This is a genomic window from Cupriavidus taiwanensis (genome assembly GCF_900250075.1).
Classification (GTDB): Bacteria; Pseudomonadota; Gammaproteobacteria; order Burkholderiales; family Burkholderiaceae; genus Cupriavidus; species Cupriavidus taiwanensis_C.
On the sequence record NZ_LT977070.1, the window covers coordinates 1707026 to 1724554 of the forward strand.

Genomic DNA, 17529 nt, shown 5'->3' on the forward strand with positions numbered 1-17529 from the left:
GGCGGCAACGTCAGGCTGGCTGCCTCAGCGCCAGGTTGAGCTGGTCGACGACTTCGGCCCAGTCGGCGTCGTCGAGCAGCTCGTCGCGCAGCAGGGCGGCCTGGGCGGGCGTCCAGAACGGGGCTTCGGCCAGGTCGAGGGTCTCGGGCAGCGGCGCATGCTTGCCGATGAAGTTGCGGATGCTGGCTTCGTCGGACGCCAGGCCAAGCTGGTCGAACAGTTCTGAAAACTGGTGGAAGGTCGGTTCCATGATGGTTGGGCTCGCGGTGGTTGAACTCAGGTAGTGTAGGGCAGTCCCGACAACAAAAAACGGACGCCGCGGCGTCCGTTTTTTTATTGCGGCAGCGCTTCAGCGCGTCTCGGTGCCGGACATCGCCTTGGCCCCGGCAGCGGCGCTGGCGGCCGGTTGCGCCAGCCCTGCCCGCGGCATGGCCCAGACCGACTCCGCCGGCCCGCTGCGGGCCCGCCGCGCGGTGGCGCGGGCGAGGGCGACAAAACCCGCGGCCAGTGCGATCGCGCCGAGGTCGAAGCCGGCGATGATCCAGTGCCCGCTGGGGATGCTGTGCAGCAGGTGGTCGCCGGTCAGGATCGCGTTCGACAGCGGCACCGTCAGCGCGGCCAGCGCGGCGGCATAGAGCAACTCCACCGCGGCGCGCACGGGCGCGCGCAGCAGCGCCCAGGCGCAGGCCAGGCCGAACACGATGAAATAGGTCTGGCTGACGGCGCGCTCGGGCCACAGCAGCGCCGCCGGGAAGCACAGCGCCACGCCGATGCAGCAGCCGATGCAGACGCCCACGGTGGCCTGCGCCAGCAGGCGATGCACGCGCGGCTGCTCGGCCTGGCGCAGCTTGCGCCGCGATTCGATCCACAGCAGGTTGCCGGAATAGAACAGGAAGGCGCCGGCCAGGCCGGCCAGCAGGTAGACCAGCCGCACCGGCAGCTCGCCGAAGGTGCCGAAATGCAGCGCGTACAGCGCGCTGTAGAGCCCGTGGTTGCCGTCGCGCGCGCCGGCGGTCTGGTTCGCCGTCAACTGGCCGGCATTGGGTTCGCCGCTGGCGGCGTGGATGCCGACCGAGCCCAGGTTGCCGAGCGCGCGCGTGCTGGTGCCGCGCACTTCGACCACGGCGTTGGCGTCGCCGTAGCGCTGGAAGCGGAACGATTCCGGGGTGAAGCGCTCGCCGCCATGTTCGCGCGCGATCTGCATCAGCGTCGCGGTGGGCAGCGTCGGCACCGCGCGGCCTGCCGCGGCCACTTCCGGCACCGCGGTGGTGGCGGTCGGCACCGCCTCGAACAGGCGGCCGTTGAAGGTCAGCGTGTTGAACACCATCATCAGCACCAGCGACAGGCAGAACAGCGCCCCGGTGATGGCAAAGACCAGGTGGAAGGGCAGGCTGAACAGGCCCAGCACGTTGTGCGTGTCCATCCAGAAGCGCTTGAGGTTGCGACCGGGGCGCACCGCGAACAGGTCCTTCTTCAGCCGCGGCAGGTGCAGCAGCACGCCGGACACCAGCGCCAGCCCGTACAGCACCGAGATCGCGCCCATGAAATAGATGCCGCCGACCGGGATGCCGAGCGAATAGTGCAGGCTGTTCAGGAACGCCGACAGCTCGCCCATGACGTGGTCGCGCGAGGTGTCGCGCTGCATCGCCGCGTTGCCGGCCAGGCGCGCATCGGTGGTCATCTGCCACTCGCCGGCCTTGTCCTGCCAGTAGGCAGAGATACTGGGCTCGCCCTCCGACGGCATGATCACGTAGGCACTGGCCGCGGCGTCGGGGTGGATCGCGACCAGCTTCTGCATGAAGCGGTCGACTGCAGCCGGGTCCGCCTTGGCCTCGACCGGCGCGCTGCCCTTGAGCCGTGACGGCGACTGCCAGACATGCAGCTCGTGGTGGAATACGGTGATCGCCCCGGCAAAGAAGGCGATAAACAGGGCCCAGCCGGCCATCAGGCCGACCCAGGTGTGCAGCGTCTGGTACAGGCGCAGGGTTGCGGTTTTCATGATGGCAATCTCAGGGAGTGGGCAGGGCGGCCAGTGCGGCCGGCGCCAGGCCGGCCAGGCGCAGCGCCCACAGCGCGCCGAAGCCGAGCAGGTTGGCGCCGCCCAGCCATAGCCACGCACTGCGGCTGGAACGGAACAGCAGGCTGGCGCTGATGATCGCTACCCACACCGGCAGGCAGGCCGTCACGGCCGCGACGATGCCGGTCTGCCATCCGCCCGGCAGGGCCAGGATCGCCAGCGTGCACAGCACCATCGCCAGCGGCAGGCCGAGCAGCGTGCCGGCCAGCCACTTGGTACCCATGCCGGAGGTGTCCGCGCTCATGCTTGCTGCCCCCGCGCGCCGTGGCGCTTGCGTGCCGCCCAGGTGCCGATGAATGGCCATACCGACAGCGCGCACGGCACCGTGACGAGGCTGGCGGCGATGGCGACCGGCCAGCCATCGCTGAGGCTCCACAGCCAGGTGCTGACGCACGTCAGCGCCAGCCCCAGCCAGCCGGCCAGCCACCGGCGGGTCAGGATGCCAGGCGGCAGCAACACCTGGTTGGGCGCGGCCAGGTACAGGCACGCGGCCGCAGCCAGGCCAAGAAGGACGGCCAGAACTTGCATGGGGCAATGTCAGATCAACGAAACATTAATAATAATGATTCGCATTTGTACGCGCAAGCACCGGCTCGGGGGGTGTTCAGTTTGCCACTGTCGTTCTCGCGCCGGCGGGAACCCCGTGACAGCAAAAGACGCTGGATTGCCGCCTGCGCGGGAATGACGGCGGTGCCTGATACCTTTTCGGGGAGTTCACTGCACCGCGAACGTCTTGCGCGGCGACGGCGCGCGAGCGGCGTCCGCGCGCGGCGGACGCTTAAGAAGGCGGGGCGCCTGGCGGGGGATCAGTGCGGGAACAGCGCCAGCAGGCCGTCGAGGCCGACGTGGTTGAAGGCGACGCTGGCCTGTGCGCGTACCACCGGCTTGGCGCGGAACGCCACCGACAGCCCGGCCACGGCCATCATCTTCAGGTCGTTCGAGCCATCGCCCATGACGATGGCCTGGTCCGGCGTGGCGCCGATCTGCGCGCAGATTTCCTGCACGGTGCGGGCCTTGACGTCGGCGTTGACGATCTCGCCGACGACGTTGCCGGTCAGCTTGCCGTCGACGATCTCGAGCGTGTTGGCGCGGGTGAAATCGAGCTGCAGGCGCGGCTTGAGCTGGTCGGTAAAGTGCACGAAGCCGCCGGATACCAGCAGCGTCTTCAGGCCCAGCGCGCGCACCGTTTCCAGCATGCGCTCCGCGCCCGGCGACAGCCGCAGGCGCTCGGCATAGACGCGCTCCAGCACGGTGGCGTCCAGCCCCTTGAGCAGCGCCACGCGGCGGCGCAGGCTCTCGTTGAAGTCGGTGATCTCGCCGCGCATGGCGGCTTCGGTGATGGCGGAAACCTCGGCCTTGAGGCCGCAGAAGTCGGCGATCTCGTCGATGCACTCGATCGTGATCAGGGTCGAGTCCATGTCCATCGCCACCAGGCGGAAGTCGGACAGTTTGCGCCCGGCCGGGACCACCGCCCAGTCGATCGCGCGCGGGCCGCAGAAATCATCGAGCGCGTCGCGCAGCGCCGGCGTAAGCGGCGCGCAGTCCTCGGCCACGGCCACGGTGTCGCTGCGCGGCACCAGCGCGGAAGCGCGGGCCAGGGTGCGGGCGGTGTCGAGGTCGGCGGGGGACAGCGGGGCGAGGCTCTGCAGGATCAGGGGCATGACGGGCGAAAATCGGGCGCTTGCGCGGTCGTCGGCAAGGCGGGGGGCTGCTACGCGGCAAAAGCGCTATTGTAGCCCCCCGCGCGGCGCCCGGGCGAATCAGCGCTGCGCCATCACCATGTAGTCCACGGTCAGGCTGGACAGCGCGCGCACGCCGTTGATCAGCGCCGGCTCATCCACATAGAACTCCGGCGAGTGATTCGATGGCGCCTTGGTCACGTCCTGGCCCTTGGGCGTCACGCCGAGATTGAAGAACAGGCCCGGCACCTTCTCCTGGTAGAACGAGAAGTCCTCCGACGCGGTGGCCTTGGGCGTGATCATCCAGTTGCCCTCGCCGGCCACGCGCTGCAGCGTGGGCGCCATCTTCTCGGTCAGCGCCGGCTGGTTGATGGTGGCGTTGTACAGCTCGACCACGCGGAAATTCGCCTCGGCCCCGGCGCTCGAGGCAATGGCCTCGGTGGTGCGCTTCATGCGGGCGTGGATGTCCTTCTTCATGCCTTCGTCATAGGTGCGGATGGTGCCCATCATCTCGACCTTCTCCGGCACGATATTCATGCGGTTGCCGCCGTGGAAGGTGCCCACGGTGATCACCGACGGTTCCAGCATGGCATTGACCTGGCGGCTCTGGATGGTCTGCAGGCCCATCACGATCTGCGACGCCACCACGATCGGGTCGATCCCGCCCCACGGCCGCGCGCCGTGCGTCTGGCGGCCCTTGACGTCGATCCAGAACTGGTCGGCCGCCGCCATCGAGGCGCCGCTGCGCCAGCCCAGCTTGCCCGATTCGATGCCGCTGGTGACGTGCAGGCCGAAGATCGCGTCGACCTTCGGGTTGTCCAGCACGCCCTCGGCCACCATCTGCTTGGCACCCCACATGTTCGAGCCGTTGGGCTCGAAGTCGGCGGGGCTTTCCTCGGCCGGCTGGAAGATGAACTTGACCGAGCCGGGCAGCTGGTCCTTCATGCCGGCCAGCACCTCGGCCGTGGCCATGAGGATTGCCACGTGCGTGTCATGGCCGCAGGCGTGCATCACGTCGACTTCCTTGCCCAGGTACTGGCCCTTGGCCTTGGACGCGAACGGCACGTCGACGCGCTCTTTCACCGGCAGCGCGTCCATGTCGGCGCGCAGCGCCACCACCGGTCCGGGCTTGCCGCCCCTGAGCACGCCGACCACGCCGGTCTTGGCCACGCCGGTCTTTACCTCCATGCCGAGCTTGCGCAGGTGGTCCGCCACCAGCTTTGCGGTGCGGGTTTCGTAGTTGCCCAGTTCGGGATGCTGGTGGATATCGCGGCGCCAGGCGATCAGCTGCTTTTCCACCGCCCTGGCGCGGGTTTCGATCTGGGCATGCAGCGCATCGGCGCCGGCGGGTGCGGCAGGCGTCTGCGCCTGCGCGCTGTGGCACAGCAGGCCGGCGGCCAGGGCCAGGCCGGCGAGGGCGAAACGGGTGGTGGAACGGGATGCGGTGCGACGTGCGGCCATGCAGGATCTCCTTCGTTGTTGTTGGTCTGATGCTGGCGGTGTGGTTGGCGCTCTGCAAAATGCAATGCACCGTGGAATGCAAAGTGGTTTCTCCCCTCTCCCAAAGGGAGAGGGGAGCAAGGGTTCGATACGCCGGCAGTCAGCTCACGCGCAGGCTGTCCACCACCTTGTGCAGGAACGCCTCGCACGCGACCAGCTGTTCCAGCGCAACGAACTCGTCCGGCTTGTGCGCCTGCTGGATATCGCCGGGCCCGCATACCACCGCCGGAATGCCCGCGCGCTGGAACAGCCCGGCCTCGGTGCCGTAGGCCACCTTGTTGGTGTCGCGGTCCGCGGTCAGCGCGCGTACCAGTTGCGTGATCGCTTCCTGCTCGGCCACGTCGAGCGACGGCGCGGCGGCGATCTTGCTCAGCGTCAGGTCGGCATCGGCATGTTCGGCGCGCATCTTCGGCAGCAGCACGTCGTTGGCATAGGCCTGGATGCGCGCGTAGATCGCTTCCGGATCGACGCCTGGCAGGTTGCGGAACTCGAACACGAACTCGCACAGCGCCGGGATCGTGTTGAGCGCAATGCCGCCCTGGATGGTGCCGGTCTGCGCGGTGGTGTAGGGCACGTCGAAGGCCTGGTCGTAGGGGCCGTTGGCCTTGAACTCGTCGGCGATGTCGCGGATGAAGCAGATCAGCCGCGCCGCGTATTCGATGGCGTTGACGCCGCGCGGCGTCAGCGACGAATGCGCGGCCTGGCCGCGCACGCAGCAGCGGTAGGCGTTGATGCCCTTGTGCGCGACGATCACGCGCATGCTGGTGGGTTCGCCGACGATGCAGCCGCCGGGAGTCACGCCGCGCTCGCGCAGTTCGGCCAGCAGGTAGGGCGCGCCCATGCAGCCGATCTCTTCGTCGAACGACAGCGCGTAGTGCACCGGCTCGCGCAGGCGGGCCTCGAGGATGGCGGGCAGCAGCGACAGGCTGGTGCCGATAAAGCCCTTCATGTCGCAGGTGCCGCGGCCGTACAGCTTGCCGTCGCGCACCACCGGCTTGAACGGGTCGGTGGTCCAGGCCTGGCCGTCCACCGGCACCACGTCGGTATGGCCCGACAGCACGATGCCGCCGTTGGTTTCGCCATTGGCCGCGGGCACGGTGACGAACAGGTTGGCCTTGTCCTGTTGCGGGTTGTAGCTCAGATGCGGCTTCAACCCCTTGGCCAGGAAATGGTCGCGCACCGACTCGATCAGTCCCAGGTTGGAATTGCGGCTGGTGGTGTCGTACGCGACCAGACGCTGAGTCCATTCCAGCGCGCTGCCGCGCGCGGCGGTTTCAGGGACGGGCTGGCGGGAATGGGCTGGAGCGGCTTGGGCTGGGGCGGCTTGGGTCGGCATGGGGCGTTATCGCTAACTTGTTAAGGAATCGATGCTACACCCGGCCGCGCGCCGCGTCCATGCACGCCCGGCATCGGCGCTACGCCAGTTGCCGCAGCGTATGCTTGATGGTCTGCGCGCGCACCGCCACGTCCGGCATCTTGGCCTCGATGCGCAGCTTGTCCTGTCCCGCCAGCTTGATATGGCGGTTCTTCTGCACCAGGTCGATGATGCGCATCGCGTCGATCGGCGGGTTGGGCACGAACTGCACGCTGATGGTGGCTTCGCCGGCATCGATCTTGCGCACGCCCAGCGGCGCCGCGGCGATGCGCAGCCGGTGCGTTTCCACCAGCGCCTGCGCCTGCGCCGGCAGCCGGCCGAAGCGGTCGACCAGCTCTTCCTGGATATCGTCGACGCGCTCGGGGGTCTCGCAGTTGGCCAGCCGCTTGTACAGCGACAGGCGCTCGTGCACGTCGGCGCAGTAGTCGTTGGGCAGCAGCGCCGGCGTGCCCAGGTTGATCTCGGTGGTGGCGGCCAGCGGCGCCATCAGGTCGGGCTCCTTGCCGGCCTTGAGCGCCTTGACCGCGTGGTTGAGCATGTCGGTGTATAGCTGGAAGCCGATCTCGTGGATTTCGCCCGACTGCTTGTCGCCCAGCACCTCGCCAGCGCCGCGGATTTCCAGGTCGTGCATGGCCAGGTAGAAGCCCGAGCCCAGTTCCTCCATCTGCTGGATTGCCTCGAGCCGGCGCTGCGCCTGCTTGGTCAGGCCGTCGACATCATGCACCAGCAGGTAGGCATAGGCCTGGTGGTGCGAACGCCCGACGCGGCCGCGCAGCTGGTGCAGCTGGGCCAGCCCGAACTTGTCGGCGCGGTGGATCAGGATGGTGTTGGCGGTCGGCACGTCGATGCCGGTCTCGATGATGGTGGTGCACAGCAGGATGTTGTCGCGGCGCGAGACGAAGTCGCGCATCACGCGCTCCAGCTCGCGCTCGTGCATCTGGCCGTGCGCCACCGCGATGCGCGCCTCGGGCACCAGCTCGGCGAGCTTCGCGCGCTTGTTCTCGATGGTCTCGACCTCGTTGTGCAGGAAGTAGACCTGCCCGCCGCGCTTGAGCTCGCGCAGGATGGCCTCGCGGATCACGCCGTCTTCCTCGCGCCGCACGAAGGTCTTGATCGCGAGCCGCTTCTGCGGCGCGGTGGCGATCACCGAGAAGTCGCGCAGCCCTTCCAGCGCCATGCCCAGCGTGCGCGGGATCGGCGTGGCGGTCAGCGTCAGCACGTCGACCTCGGCGCGCAGCGACTTCAGCGCTTCCTTCTGGCGCACGCCGAAGCGGTGTTCCTCGTCGATGATGACCAGGCCCAGGCGCTGGAATTTTACCTGGTCGGACAGGATCTTGTGGGTGCCGATGACGATGTCGACGCTGCCCTCGTTGATCTGCTTGATGGCCGCGTCGATCTCTTTCTTGGTCTTGAAGCGCGACAGCTCGACGATGCGCACCGGCCATTCGGCGAAGCGGTCGGACAGCGTCTGGAAATGCTGTTCGGCCAGCAGCGTGGTCGGCGCCAGCATCGCCACCTGCTTGCCGCCGAGCACGGCGACAAAGGCCGCGCGCAGCGCCACCTCGGTCTTGCCGAAGCCGACGTCGCCGCACACCAGCCGGTCCATCGGCTTGCCCGAGGTCATGTCGGCGATCACCGCGGCGATCGCGGCGGCCTGGTCGGGGGTTTCCTCGAAGCCGAAGCTCTCGGCGAAGGTCTCGTAGTCCTTGGGCGAGAGCGGGAAGGCGAAGCCCTCGCGCGCGGCGCGGCGCGCGTACAGGTTGAGCAGTTCGGCGGCGGTGTCGCGGATCTGCTGCGCGGCCTTACGCTTGGCCTTGTCCCACTGGCCGGAGCCGAGGTGGTGCAGCGGCGCGGTATCGGGATCGGCGCCCGAATAGCGCGAGATCACGTGCAGCTGGTGCACCGGCACGTAGAGCTTGCTGCCCTTGTCGTAGTCCAGGTGCAGGAATTCCTCGTCGCCCTGGCCCATGTCGAGCGTCACCAGGCCCTGGTAGCGGCCGATGCCGTGCTCGCTGTGCACCACCGGATCGCCGATCTTCAGCTCGGCCAGGTCGCGTACCATCGAATCGACGGCCGAGGCCTGCTCCTGCTTGCGGCGGCCGGTGCGTCGCGCGGTGCCGGCGTACAGCTCGGCTTCGGTGACGAAGGCCAGTTGCGCCTGCGGCAGCGCAAAGCCGCTCTGCAGCGGCGCCACCGCGATCGAGAAATGCGCGTCGCCGGCCAGAAACGCGGCAAAGTCTTCGACCGGATGCGGGCGCAGGCCGCTTTCGGCAAAGAGTTGCAGCAGCGTCTCGCGCCGCCCGGCGGAGTCGGCGCACATCAGCACGCGGGTCTGCTTGTCGAGCAGCAGCGACTCCAGGTTGACCAGCGGGTCTTCGGCGCGGCGGTTGACCGCGACGTCTGGCAGGATGCCCGAGAATGCCGGCTGCTCCGCGCCGGCTTCCACCTGCAGCACCAGCCGCGCCATCGGCTTGGCGGCGACGAAGAACTGCTCCTCGGACAGGAACAGGTCCGCGGGCGGCAGCAGCGGGCGCTCGCGGTCGTGGCGCATGAAGTTGTAGCGCTGGGTGGTATCGGCCCAGAAGCGGCGGATGGCCTCGTCGATGTTGCCGGCGAATACGAGCTGGGTGTCGGCGGGCAGGTAGTCGAACACGGTGGCGCTGTGCTCGAAGAACAGCGGCAGGTAGTATTCGATGCCGGCCGACGGCACGCCGTTGCCGATGTCCTTGTAGATCGGCGACTTGGTCGGGTCGCCTTCGAACACCTCGCGCCAGCGGCCGCGGAAGGCGGTGCGCGCGACTTCGTCGAGCGGGAACTCGCGCCCGGGCAGCAGCCGCACTTCCCTGACCGGATACAGGCTGCGCTGCGTGTCCGGATCGAAGGCGCGGATGGTCTCGATCTCGTCGCCGAACAGGTCGATGCGGTATGGCAGCGCCGAGCCCATCGGGTACAGGTCGATCAGGCCGCCGCGCACGCTGTATTCTCCGGGCCGCATCACCGCGCTGACATGCTCGTAGCCCGCCAGCGTGAACTGCGCCTTGAGCGCGGCCTCGTCGAGCCGCTCGCCCTGCTTGAAGAAGAAGGTGTAGGCGGCCAGGAAGGCCGGCGGCGCCAGCCGGTACAGCGCGGTGGTGGCGGGCACCAGCATCACGTCGCACTGGCCGCTCTGGATGTCGTGCAGCGTCGCCAGTCGTTCCGAGACCAGGTCCTGGTGCGGCGAAAAGCTGTCGTAGGGCAGGGTTTCCCAGTCGGGCAGCAGGCGCACGCGCAACTCCGGCGCGAACCACGGGATTTCCTCGGCCAGGCGCTGCGCATCGACCGCATGCGAGCACACCACCGCCAGCATCGGCGCGCGCGCGCGGTGCTGGCGCGCATAAGCGGCCACCGCGAGCGCATCGGCCGAGCCGCGCAGGCCGGCCACGCTGTGGCGCAGCCCCGGCTTGACCAGCGGCAGGTTGACAAAGGGAAAGGCGGGCGTGGCGTCAGGCATGTCGGCAGGGGGCGTTCAAAAACGACGACGCCCCGCCGGCATTGCGGGCGGGGGTCGGAACCGGGGACATCAGGTGCCGGTGGCGCCCTGCCGGTTACGGCGAAGCGGCATGGCGACGGGCAAGGGCCGTATTATAGAATGCGCACCGGTTGTCCCGCTGCCGGCCGATTGCCGTCCGTTTGCCGCCCCGCTTGCCGGGCCGGCCTGCAGCCCGCGCTTCTTTCACTCCACGCCGATCCTGTGTCCGCTCGCCGCTTTGCCCTGATTCCCTGTGCCGGTACCGGCAGCCGCGCCGGCGGTGCCGTGCCCAAGCAATACCAGACCGTGGCCGGCCGGCCGATGATCTGGTACGCGCTGGCGGCGTTCTCGGCGTGCGACGCCATCAGCGCCACCGCGCTGGTACTGGCACCCGACGACATGCCGCTGGAATCGCGCTTCGGCGCTGCCGCCTTTGCCGGGCTGCGCTTCGATACCGCCTTTGTCGGCGGCGACAGCCGCCATGCCTCGGTGCTGGCGGGCCTGCACCACCTGGCGCAGCTGGGCGCGAGCGACGCCGACTGGGTGCTGGTGCACGATGCCGCGCGCCCGGGCCTGACCCCGGCGATGGTCCACGCGCTGGTGCGCGCGGTGGAAAGCGACGGCGACGACGATCCGGACGCCGCCATCGGCGGCATCCTGGCGGTGCCGGTGCCGGATACGCTGAAGCGGGCCCAGGATGACGCCCGCATCGGCACCACCGTGCCGCGCGAAGGGTTGTGGCAGGCCCAGACGCCGCAGATGTTCCGCCTGGGCGTGCTGCGCCAGGCGCTGCAGGACGCCATGGCGGCCGGCGCGGTGGTGACCGACGAGGCCAGCGCGATCGAGCGCCTGGGCCTGCATCCGCGGCTGGTGAACGGCTCGCTGCGCAATTTCAAGGTGACTTACCCGGAGGACTTCGCGCTGGCCGAAGTGCTGCTGGGCAGCCACGCCAAAGGAGCATGACCGCATGATGCCTTTCGATATCCGGGTGGGGCAGGGCTATGACGTCCACGCGCTGGTGCCCGGCCGCAAGCTGATCCTGGGCGGGGTCGAGATCCCGCACGACCGTGGCCTGCTGGGCCATTCCGATGCCGATGCGCTGCTGCACGCGGTCACCGACGCGCTCTTCGGCGCGGCCGCGCTGGGCGATATCGGCCGTCATTTCCCCGACACCGACGCACGCTTTGCTGGCGCCGACAGCCGCGCGCTGCTGCGCGAGGCGGCACGCCGCGTGCGCGAGGCCGGCTATGAGATCGGCAATGTCGACGTCACGGTGATCGCGCAGGCGCCCAAGCTGGCGCCGCATATCGGCGCCATGGTGGCCAACCTGGCCGAAGACCTGGCGATTGCGCGCGGGCGCTGCAACGTCAAGGCCAAGACCAACGAGAAGCTGGGCTTCGAAGGCCGCCAGGAAGGCATCGTGGCGCAGGCCGCGGTGTTGCTCTGGCGCGCCTCGGTGGCGGACGCGCAGGACTGAACTCAGGCGCGCGGCGTGTCTGCCGCGGTGTCTTCGGGCGGGATGGCGTAGGTGTAGTCAATCAGCCGCGCCATCGCGCCGCTGCGTGCGCCGGCCTCGGTGCGCTTGGTGAATCCCATTTGCTGGCACAGGCGGTTGGCCGACGCCATTTCGGGCATGGTGCGCACCACCAGCGTCGACGCGCCGATATCGCGCGCGCGCTGGATGCAGATCTGCATCAGCGTGCGGCCCAGCCCCAGGCCGCGCGCCTGCGGGCTGACCGACAGCAGCCGTGCTTCGGGCTGGGTCAGGGTGATGGTGCTGCCGTCCAGCGCCGGCAGTGTCGCGCCCGGGTGGCAGAACAGCACCGCGCCCATGATGCCGTGATCGGTCTCCGCCACCCACCATTCCATGTCCGGGTGGCTGGTCGCCAGCACGGCCTGCATGCCGCGCTGGAACGAGGCGCGGCAATCTTCCATGATGGCGAGCTCGTATTGCCCGTAGGCCTGTTGCGTGACGGCGGCGATATCGCCCCAGTCATGCACCGCCGCCAGGCGGTAATGGAAGCGGGGGGAAGTCGGCGAAGGCAGGGTCATGGCAGGCTGAAAGTGCGGATCCTGCCTGGATTGTAGGCGGATCGCCGCGCCCGCGCAGGATGCGGCCATGACGGTTGCAGGATGGGGACAGCCGGCAAGTTCCGATGGGAAGCTGCCGGCTGTTGTGCTACGGCGCCCGTTGCCGGGCCGCCAGGGAGGGCGCGGGGGCGCGCGGATGCCTTGCTGGGTCGCTTACTGCGCCGCGATCACGTTGGCCGCGGCCACGATCACTGCGGCAATGCGGCCGACGTCGCGCAGCTGCTGCGCGGTCATGCCCTGTTCATTCTTCAGCAGCTGGTAGTGCGACTTCACGCAGAAGTGGCACTTGCCCACGATCGATGCGGCCAGCGCGTACATCTCGAAACGGCGCTTGTCCACGCCGCCATGGGTGGCGTAGGCGTTCATGCGCAGCCCGGCCGGCTGGCTGGCCAGGTCCGGATCGTCGGCCATCTCGACATACGGATACCAGGTGTTGTTCATGCCCATCAGCGCCGCCGCGGTCAGCGCGCCGTTGGTTTCCTCGGGCGACAGCACGCCGGCATTGCGGATGGCGTCCACCAGCACCTTGCTCTGCGCCGCGAATGCCGCCGCCAGCGCCACGCCGACCGCATCGTTGCCTTCCAGCGAGGAACGGGCGATGGTGCCGTCCACGTTCAGGCGGATGTCCTTGGCGTAGTCGGGGATAAGATTCTTAATCGTGCTGAGGAATTCCATTTATTTCTCCTATCGGTCAGAGCTCAAAAAACCCGCGCAAGCGGGTTTCGATGCGGAGGGCGGGGCCCTCCGCGGATCGCCACGGCGTCTGGCGACGGTCAGAAATTACAGCGTGGCGCCACCAACCGCACGGTTGCACGGGCACAGCTCGTCCGTTTGCAGGCCGTCCAGGATACGCAGGACTTCGTCCGGGTTGCGGCCGACGTTCAGGTTGTTCACCGAAACGTGCTGGATGGTGTTTTCCGGGTCGACGATGAAGGTCGCGCGCAGGGCAACGCCGGCGGCGTGGTCACGCACGCCCAGCTGGTCGATCAGCGAACCGGTCACGTCGGCGAATTGCCACTGGTTCAGCTTGTTCAGGTCCTTGTGTTCGCGGCGCCATGCCAGCTTGACGAACTCGTTGTCGGTCGAGCCGCCCAGCACGATCGCATCGCGGTCGGCGAAGTCGCCATTCAGCTTGGCGAAGGCCACGATTTCCGTCGGGCACACGAAGGTGAAGTCCTTCGGGTAGAAGTAGATGATCTTCCACTTGCCTTCGAACGACTTCTCAGTGATGTCTTCGAAAGCCGACTGGCCGTTCTCTTCGTGATTGTTGAAACCCGGCTTGACACCGACGACGTGGAAGGCTTCGAGCTTGTCACCAACGGTCTTCATAGACTTCTCCTGATACGGTTGCAATGAGAGCGGTGCCGCTGCCGCGTGCCCCGGCGTGGGACCGGTGAGTCGGCTGCTGCGGCGGCGTACCGCGACAAAACGTGATTATGCGTCATCATCCGGGCCCGGGCTAATTGATATTCTCAAACGGCCCGATAGGCAAACCATGTGGCGCGTCGTCGCGCCAGCCCCGCCGATCCGATGGGGCAGTATGCCATGCACGATGACACCGCACATGGCAACTTGGTGACGGTTACGGGGAAATCAAGCCGCCTGCATCGCCGCCTCGCTGCCGCGGCGCGCGCGGAAGATCACCAGCGTGGCAACCAGCCCGCACAGCGCGGCGAACATCAGCCACAGCCCGGGCGCGGCCTTGTTGCCGGTGGCGTGGATCAGGTAGGTCGAGATCGCCGGCGTGAAGCCGCCGAACAGCGCGGTCGCAAGGCTGTAGGCCAGCGAGAAGCCGGTGGTGCGCACCGCGGGCGGCATGATCTCGGTCAGCGCCACCACCATCGCGCCGTTATAGCTGCCATACAGGAACGACAGCCACAGCTCCACCATCAGCAGCCGCGCGAACGACGGCTCGGCCACCAGCCACGACACCGCCGGATACGCGCTCAGCAGCGTCGCCACCGTGAAGCCCAGCAGCAGCGGCTTGCGCCCGACCCGGTCCGACAGCGCGCCCATCAGCGGCAGCCAGATGAAGTTGGACAGGCCCACGCACATGGTGACGATCAGGTTGTCGGTGTCGTCCAGCTTCAGCACGGTCTTGCCGAAGGTCGGCGTGTACGCGGTGATCATGTAGAACGACACCGTGGTCATCACCACCATCATGCAGCCGGCCAGGATGATGCGCCAGTTCTGCAGCATCGAGCGGTAGATCTCGCCGATCGCCGGGCGGTGCTTGCGCGCCTTGAAGGCCTCGGTCTCTTCGAGCGAACGGCGGATCAGGAACAGGAACGGCACGATCAGGCAGCCGACCAGGAACGGGATGCGCCAGCCCCATTCGTCCATCTGCGCCGGCGCCAGCGTGGCGTGCAGGATCACGCCGAGCAAGCCGGCGAAGATCACCGCCACCTGCTGGCTACCCGATTGCCATGCGACATAGAAGCCCTTGCGCCCGGGCTTGGCGATCTCGGACAGGTAGACCGAGACCCCGCCCAGCTCCACGCCCGCGGAAAAGCCCTGCAGCAGCCGGCCGGCCAGCACCAGCAGCGGCGCGGCCACGCCGATGGTGGCATAGCCCGGCACGCAGGCGATCAGCAGCGTGCCCATGGCCATCAGCACCAGCGTCATGATCAGCCCCTTGCGGCGGCCGTGGTGGTCGATATACGCGCCCAGCACGATCGCGCCCAGCGGCCGCATCAGGAAGCCCGCGCCAAAGGTGGCGAGCGAAAGCATCAGCGAGGCAAACTCGTTGCCGCTCGGGAAGAACGTCCTGGCAATGGCGGCGGCGTAGAAGCCGTACACCATGAAGTCGTACATTTCCAGGAAGTTGCCGCTGACGACGCGAAACACGGTGCGGAACCCGTGCTGCGAGCCGGCGGACGCTGCGGTGGTCTCTGACATGGCTGTCTCTCAGTCACCGCCGGTGCGATCCGGCGGCATGATTCTCGGGAGGTATCAGCCAGGCGCGCGCGGGCCGCGCCATGTGGGAGGGGAGTTGCCGCGGGCCTGACGGGCGCCAGTGTGCGCCGCGCCCCTGTCATTGCCCTGTCAAATGCCTTTCAGGAAGCTATCAGTGGCTGTCGAAAACCTGTCAGTGCGCCGCTCAGGCGCGCCGGAAGCATGCGCTGACCACCAGGCCGGTGGCCGGCGCGGCGCGGTTGGCCAGCAGCAGCCGGCCGCCGTTGCGCTGCATGATGCGGTTGACGATGGACATGCCCAGCCCGGCGCCCTTGGCCTCGCTGCGCGCCGCGTCGAGCCGGTAGAACGGCCGCGTCAGCAGCGACAGCTGGCCGTCGGGCACGCCCTTGCCGTGGTCGGCCACGGTCAGCACGGCTTCCTTGTCGTCCACGCGCGTGGAGATTTCCACCACCGCCATGCCGGTCTGTTCGTCCTTGGCATAGCGGCGTGCGTTCTCGACCAGGTTGTCGAGGATGCGCTGCACTTCCATGCGGTTGGCCACCGCCATCACCGGCTCCTTCGCGCGCACATGCACGCGCACGTCGTCGTGCGCGGCATAGACGCCGACGGCATCGTGCACCAGCGCCGACAGGTCCACCGGCTCGACCGTCTCCAGCGGCGGGCGGGCGTAATTGAGGAACTGCCCGATGATGGCGTCCATCTGCTCGATGTCGGCGATCATGGCGTCGCGCGTGGTGCCGTCCATCGGCGACATCTCGGTTTCCAGACGCAGCCGCGTCAGCGGCGTGCGCAGGTCATGCGAGATGCCGGCCAGCATCACCACGCGGTCGTCGTCGAGCTGGCGCAGGTCGCGCACCATCTGGTTGAAGCTGTGGTTGGCCAGCGCCACTTCGCTGGCGCCATGCTCGGGCAGCGGCGGCGGATCGCCGCCGGCGCCGATGGCGCGCGCGGCGTTGGCCAGCCGCTTGAGCGGGTAGTTGACGCGCGCGGTGATAAAGGCCGCGCCGATGATCGACAGCAGCAGCGCGGCGATACTCCACCACAGCCACTGGATGCCGGGCACGCGCTCGAAGCGTTCCGGGCTGATCGCGACCCAGTAGTCGTCGCCCTCGATCTCGAAGCTGACCCACACGCCGGGGATGTCGTTGACGGTGGTGGCCAGCACGGTGTCCTCGCCCAGGCGGCTGCGGATCTCCTGCTGCACCAGCGAGGTCAGGAACGGGTTGGCGGTGGGCGCGGCGAAGTCGTCGTCCTTCTCGCGCGGATAGACCTTGATGCCTTCGTTCTGCACCAGGTCCAGCAACAGGAAGCGACGCCGCGCGGGATCGGAATAGAGCAGCGCGGCGCGCGTGAGCTTGACCACGCTGACCACCTGCATGGCGATCTGCTGCGCGCGCGGGGCGCGTTCGAACAGCCGGTAGCTCTGGAACCAGATGCCCAGCGAGATGGCCAGCAGCAGGGCGATCAGCATGAAGGTCCGCCAGAACAGCGAACCAAAGAACCGCGTTGCGGTACGGCCGATTACGGTCGCCACGATAGGAACAGCGGCCGCAATCGGTTATTTCACGCCATCGGGAATGAAGACGTAGCCCAGGCCCCACACCGTCTGGATGAAACGGGGGTTGCTGGGGTCCGGCTCGATCAGCTTGCGCAGGCGCGAGATCTGCACGTCCAGGCTGCGATCGAACACTTCATATTCGCGGCCGCGCGCCATTTCCATCAGCTTTTCGCGCGACAGCGGCTGGCGCGGATGGCGCGCGAACACCTTCAGCACCGAGAACTCGCCGGTGGTCAGCGTGATCTCTTCGTCGTTCTTGGTCAGCGTGCGCGTGGCCAGGTTCAGCACGAAGTCGCCGAAGGCAAAGGTCTCGGGCGTTTCCGACGGGGCGCCGGGCACTTCGGCCGGGCCCTTGCGGCGCAGCACCGCATGGATGCGCGCGATCAGCTCGCGCGGGTTGAACGGCTTGGGCAGGTAATCGTCCGCGCCCATCTCCAGGCCGACGATGCGGTCCACGTCCTCGCCCTTGGCGGTGAGCATGATGATCGGGGTCTGGTCATTGGCGCCGCGCAGCCGGCGGCAGATCGACAGGCCGTCTTCGCCGGGCATCATCAGGTCCAGCACCAGCAGGTCGAAACGCTCGCGCAGCCAGAGCTTGTTCATCGCGGTGGCGTTCTCCGCCACCAGCACGGTAAAACCCTGTTCGCCCAGATAGCGGCGCAGCAGATCGCGCAGACGCGGGTCATCGTCGACGACAAGAATCTTGTGGCTGGTATTTTCCATGGCGGTATCTTAGCGACTATCGCTTTCGCTCAAAATGGCTTAACAAAACGTTACATACTTTACCCCGTGGTATGGCAGTGTGCATCAATCGTGCGATTACAC

At 67.9% G+C, this 17529-nt stretch carries 16 protein-coding genes; 2 read left to right on the forward strand and 14 right to left on the reverse strand.

Annotated features, from left to right (window positions below; translation table 11 throughout):
- Positions 1 to 10: 10 nt before the first annotated feature.
- The 8 genes from CBM2588_RS07950 to mfd form a co-directional block, all read right to left on the reverse strand.
- On the reverse strand, positions 11 to 250 hold the full coding sequence (locus tag CBM2588_RS07950; protein WP_115680064.1) for a DUF2789 domain-containing protein: 240 nt from the start codon (positions 248 to 250) through the stop codon (positions 11 to 13).
- A 99-nt stretch (positions 251 to 349) separates the two neighbouring features.
- Positions 350 to 1999 (reverse strand): PepSY-associated TM helix domain-containing protein, encoded by a 1650-nt coding sequence (locus CBM2588_RS07955; protein ID WP_115680065.1) that lies wholly within the window; start codon positions 1997 to 1999, stop codon positions 350 to 352.
- Between the two features lie 10 nt (positions 2000 to 2009).
- Positions 2010 to 2321, reverse strand: coding sequence for a hypothetical protein (locus CBM2588_RS07960; protein WP_115680066.1), 312 nt, complete (start codon positions 2319 to 2321; stop codon positions 2010 to 2012).
- Positions 2318 to 2605, reverse strand: coding sequence for a hypothetical protein (locus tag CBM2588_RS07965; protein WP_115680067.1), 288 nt, complete (start codon positions 2603 to 2605; stop codon positions 2318 to 2320). The genes CBM2588_RS07960 and CBM2588_RS07965 overlap by 4 nt, the downstream gene beginning before the upstream one ends.
- Positions 2606 to 2883: 278 nt before the next feature.
- Positions 2884 to 3738, reverse strand: a complete 855-nt coding sequence (serB, locus tag CBM2588_RS07970; RefSeq protein WP_115680068.1) for a phosphoserine phosphatase SerB — start codon at positions 3736 to 3738, stop codon at positions 2884 to 2886.
- Between the two features lie 99 nt (positions 3739 to 3837).
- Entirely contained in the window at positions 3838 to 5217 is a 1380-nt protein-coding gene (locus CBM2588_RS07975) for an amidohydrolase (RefSeq protein WP_115680069.1), read from the reverse strand.
- A gap of 139 nt (positions 5218 to 5356) precedes the next feature.
- Positions 5357 to 6592, reverse strand: coding sequence for an acetylornithine deacetylase (gene argE / locus CBM2588_RS07980; RefSeq protein ID WP_115680070.1), 1236 nt, complete (start codon positions 6590 to 6592; stop codon positions 5357 to 5359).
- A 79-nt stretch (positions 6593 to 6671) separates the two neighbouring features.
- Positions 6672 to 10121, reverse strand: a complete 3450-nt coding sequence (gene mfd, locus CBM2588_RS07985; protein ID WP_115680071.1) for a transcription-repair coupling factor — start codon at positions 10119 to 10121, stop codon at positions 6672 to 6674.
- A 240-nt stretch (positions 10122 to 10361) separates the two neighbouring features.
- On the opposite strand from mfd, the gene ispD reads away from it, so the two are divergent.
- Both ispD and ispF read left to right on the forward strand, forming a co-directional pair.
- Complete coding sequence (gene ispD, locus CBM2588_RS07990; protein ID WP_115680072.1) at positions 10362 to 11102, forward strand: 2-C-methyl-D-erythritol 4-phosphate cytidylyltransferase; 741 nt, start codon at positions 10362 to 10364, stop codon at positions 11100 to 11102.
- 4 nt (positions 11103 to 11106) lie between these two features.
- Entirely contained in the window at positions 11107 to 11616 is a 510-nt protein-coding gene (ispF, locus tag CBM2588_RS07995) for a 2-C-methyl-D-erythritol 2,4-cyclodiphosphate synthase (protein WP_115680073.1), read from the forward strand.
- Positions 11617 to 11618: 2 nt separating this feature from the next.
- Here the strand turns inward: ispF and CBM2588_RS08000 are convergent, their stop codons facing one another.
- The 6 genes from CBM2588_RS08000 to ompR all read right to left on the reverse strand — a co-directional run bounded on the left by CBM2588_RS08000 (position 11619) and on the right by ompR (position 17427).
- The gene (locus tag CBM2588_RS08000; RefSeq protein ID WP_115680074.1) at positions 11619 to 12191 is read right to left on the reverse strand and encodes a GNAT family N-acetyltransferase; all 573 of its coding nucleotides are present in this window, start codon (positions 12189 to 12191) and stop codon (positions 11619 to 11621) included.
- A gap of 192 nt (positions 12192 to 12383) precedes the next feature.
- Complete coding sequence (locus CBM2588_RS08005; RefSeq protein WP_010810111.1) at positions 12384 to 12905, reverse strand: carboxymuconolactone decarboxylase family protein; 522 nt, start codon at positions 12903 to 12905, stop codon at positions 12384 to 12386.
- Between the two features lie 105 nt (positions 12906 to 13010).
- Positions 13011 to 13559 carry a peroxiredoxin gene (locus CBM2588_RS08010; RefSeq protein ID WP_092317241.1) on the reverse strand — a complete coding sequence of 183 codons (549 nt, stop codon included), beginning with the start codon at positions 13557 to 13559 and terminating at the stop codon, positions 13011 to 13013.
- Positions 13560 to 13823: 264 nt separating this feature from the next.
- The gene (locus tag CBM2588_RS08015) at positions 13824 to 15128 is read right to left on the reverse strand and encodes an MFS transporter (protein WP_115680075.1); all 1305 of its coding nucleotides are present in this window, start codon (positions 15126 to 15128) and stop codon (positions 13824 to 13826) included.
- A 202-nt stretch (positions 15129 to 15330) separates the two neighbouring features.
- Positions 15331 to 16680 (reverse strand): ATP-binding protein, encoded by a 1350-nt coding sequence (locus tag CBM2588_RS08020; RefSeq protein WP_115680076.1) that lies wholly within the window; start codon positions 16678 to 16680, stop codon positions 15331 to 15333.
- Between the two features lie 24 nt (positions 16681 to 16704).
- A complete protein-coding gene (ompR, locus tag CBM2588_RS08025) occupies positions 16705 to 17427 on the reverse strand; it encodes an osmolarity response regulator transcription factor OmpR (protein WP_010810107.1) in 723 nt (240 codons plus the stop codon).
- Positions 17428 to 17529: the final 102 nt, after the last annotated feature.

Excerpts from the sequence above, each read along its gene's own strand:
- ispF (WP_115680073.1), top strand. The coding sequence starts at position 11,107 with ATGATGCCTTTCGATATCCGGGTGGGGCAGGGCTATGACGTCCACGCG.
- CBM2588_RS07975 (WP_115680069.1), bottom strand. The coding sequence starts at position 5,217 with ATGGCCGCACGTCGCACCGCATCCCGTTCCACCACCCGTTTCGCCCTC.
- CBM2588_RS07950 (WP_115680064.1), bottom strand. The coding sequence starts at position 250 with ATGGAACCGACCTTCCACCAGTTTTCAGAACTGTTCGACCAGCTTGGC.
- argE (WP_115680070.1), bottom strand. The coding sequence starts at position 6,592 with ATGCCGACCCAAGCCGCCCCAGCCCAAGCCGCTCCAGCCCATTCCCGC.
- CBM2588_RS08015 (WP_115680075.1), bottom strand. The coding sequence starts at position 15,128 with ATGTCAGAGACCACCGCAGCGTCCGCCGGCTCGCAGCACGGGTTCCGC.
- mfd (WP_115680071.1), bottom strand. The coding sequence starts at position 10,121 with ATGCCTGACGCCACGCCCGCCTTTCCCTTTGTCAACCTGCCGCTGGTC.
- CBM2588_RS07960 (WP_115680066.1), bottom strand. The coding sequence starts at position 2,321 with ATGAGCGCGGACACCTCCGGCATGGGTACCAAGTGGCTGGCCGGCACG.
- CBM2588_RS08000 (WP_115680074.1), bottom strand. The coding sequence starts at position 12,191 with ATGACCCTGCCTTCGCCGACTTCCCCCCGCTTCCATTACCGCCTGGCG.
- CBM2588_RS07965 (WP_115680067.1), bottom strand. The coding sequence starts at position 2,605 with ATGCAAGTTCTGGCCGTCCTTCTTGGCCTGGCTGCGGCCGCGTGCCTG.
- serB (WP_115680068.1), bottom strand. The coding sequence starts at position 3,738 with ATGCCCCTGATCCTGCAGAGCCTCGCCCCGCTGTCCCCCGCCGACCTC.
- CBM2588_RS07955 (WP_115680065.1), bottom strand. The coding sequence starts at position 1,999 with ATGAAAACCGCAACCCTGCGCCTGTACCAGACGCTGCACACCTGGGTC.
- CBM2588_RS08010 (WP_092317241.1), bottom strand. The coding sequence starts at position 13,559 with ATGAAGACCGTTGGTGACAAGCTCGAAGCCTTCCACGTCGTCGGTGTC.
- CBM2588_RS08005 (WP_010810111.1), bottom strand. The coding sequence starts at position 12,905 with ATGGAATTCCTCAGCACGATTAAGAATCTTATCCCCGACTACGCCAAG.
- ompR (WP_010810107.1), bottom strand. The coding sequence starts at position 17,427 with ATGGAAAATACCAGCCACAAGATTCTTGTCGTCGACGATGACCCGCGT.